Raw genomic sequence first — 1,444 nt, 5'->3', positions numbered from 1 at the left:
CTGAACTGCTCCCCGGAAGTTGGACTGGTTTCTACAGCGTAGCCAGGGCCGTGGCCCCGAGGGCCTGACACCGATACTGCATCGGGGTCAGGCCCTCGAGTCGTTCCTGGATCCGTTCGTGGTTGTACCAGTGGATATAGGCGTCGATCTGCTCGGTGAGGTCCTCGATCGTGGTGGGCATCCCCTCGAGGAACGCCTCGGACTTGAGGTGGCCGAAGAAGTTCTCCGCGAGGGAGTTGTCGTAGCAGTTGCCCTTGCGCGACATCGACTGGACCGCGTGGTTCTGGGCCAGCAGGGCCTGCCAGGAGCGGTGGCGGTACTGGAAGCCCTGGTCGGTGTGGACCATCAGCCCCGGTGCCGGGGCCGGCAGGGTGTCGAAGGCCTGCCGGAGGGAGGCGTTGGTGAACGCGGTGCTCGGGCTGGTGCTCATGGACCAGGCGATCACGGCGTGGTCGTGGAGGTCGATGACCGGGGAGAGGTAGAGCTTGGAGCCGGTCAGAGCGAACTCGGTGACGTCGCTGACCCAGACCTGGTTCGGTGCGGGCACCTGGAAACGGCGTTGGAGCACATTCGGGGCGCTGGCGCCCTCGTGGCCTGGGTAGGAGTTGTATCGGCGGCGTCTGACCTGGCATTTCAATCCCAGCTGACGCATCAGGGTCAGCACGGTCTTCTTCGCGACCGCCCAGCCGGCCTGGGCCAGGAGCAGGTGGACACGGCGGTGCCCGTAGCGGCCGCGCCCGGTGAGCACGGCCGCTTCGATGGCGGCTTTGAGCTCGGCTCGTGGATCTGGTGCGGTGGCTTTGCGGTGGTGGTAGAAGTACGTGGATCGGGCCAGGCCGGCGGCTTTGAGCAGGGCCGGCAGCCGGTGGTGGGCCCTGAGGCTGGTGACCGCGGCTGCTTTCAGCGCGGTCCTTGACGCCCCAGGGCTCGGAGTTTTTTCAGGTAGGCCACCTGCGCTCGGAGTTCTTCGTTCTCTCGGCGCAGGCGTTGTTCCTGACTGGGCTCGGGCTGGGTGTTCTTCGTGGAGGGCCGGCCGCGGGGACGGGGTTGGAGGCCTTGGGCGCCGTGAACGCGGTAGAGCTCGGACCAGCGTTGGACCAGTCGTGGGGTGCTCACATCAAGCTCGACGGCCAGATCGGTGCTGGCCTCCCCGGCGGCGTGGCGGGTGGCGGCTTCGAGCTTGAGCTCGTAAGGGTAGTGGCGTTTCGTGTTGCTGGGCACGAGCGTCAGACTGCCATGCACGCGCCAGCGATCCATCAGTCGGCGCACGGGCTGGTAAGCCACGCCGAGGTGATGGGCCACAGATCTGGCGTGGCGGCCTTGGGTGAAGAGGTCGATCGCTTCTCGTCGTTGCTCGTGGGTCAGTGAAGACGGTGCTGGCATGGAACTGCTCCCCGGATGGTCGGACTCATTTTCGGAGTCCAACTTCCGGGGAGCAGTTCAC

Annotated in this window: 2 protein-coding genes; both read right to left on the bottom strand. The window is 66.3% G+C overall.

What is annotated here, in order from left to right; genetic code table 11:
* Window positions 1-31: 31 nt before the first annotated feature.
* Window positions 32-853: an IS3 family transposase gene (locus tag AB0302_RS11380; protein ID WP_366372169.1), complete on the bottom strand. Its 822-nt coding sequence runs from the start codon at window positions 851-853 to the stop codon at window positions 32-34.
* 47 nt (window positions 854-900) lie between these two features.
* The gene (locus tag AB0302_RS11375; RefSeq protein ID WP_366372167.1) at window positions 901-1,383 is read right to left on the bottom strand and encodes a helix-turn-helix domain-containing protein; all 483 of its coding nucleotides are present in this window, start codon (window positions 1,381-1,383) and stop codon (window positions 901-903) included.
* Between the last annotated feature and the right edge of the window lie 61 nt (window positions 1,384-1,444).

It is taken from the genome of Micrococcus sp. NPDC078436, assembly GCF_040702705.1.
GTDB lineage: Bacteria > Actinomycetota > Actinomycetes > Actinomycetales > Micrococcaceae > Micrococcus.
The sequence above is the reverse complement of the archived record's forward strand: the minus strand, read 5'-3'. Positions and strand labels throughout refer to the sequence as shown.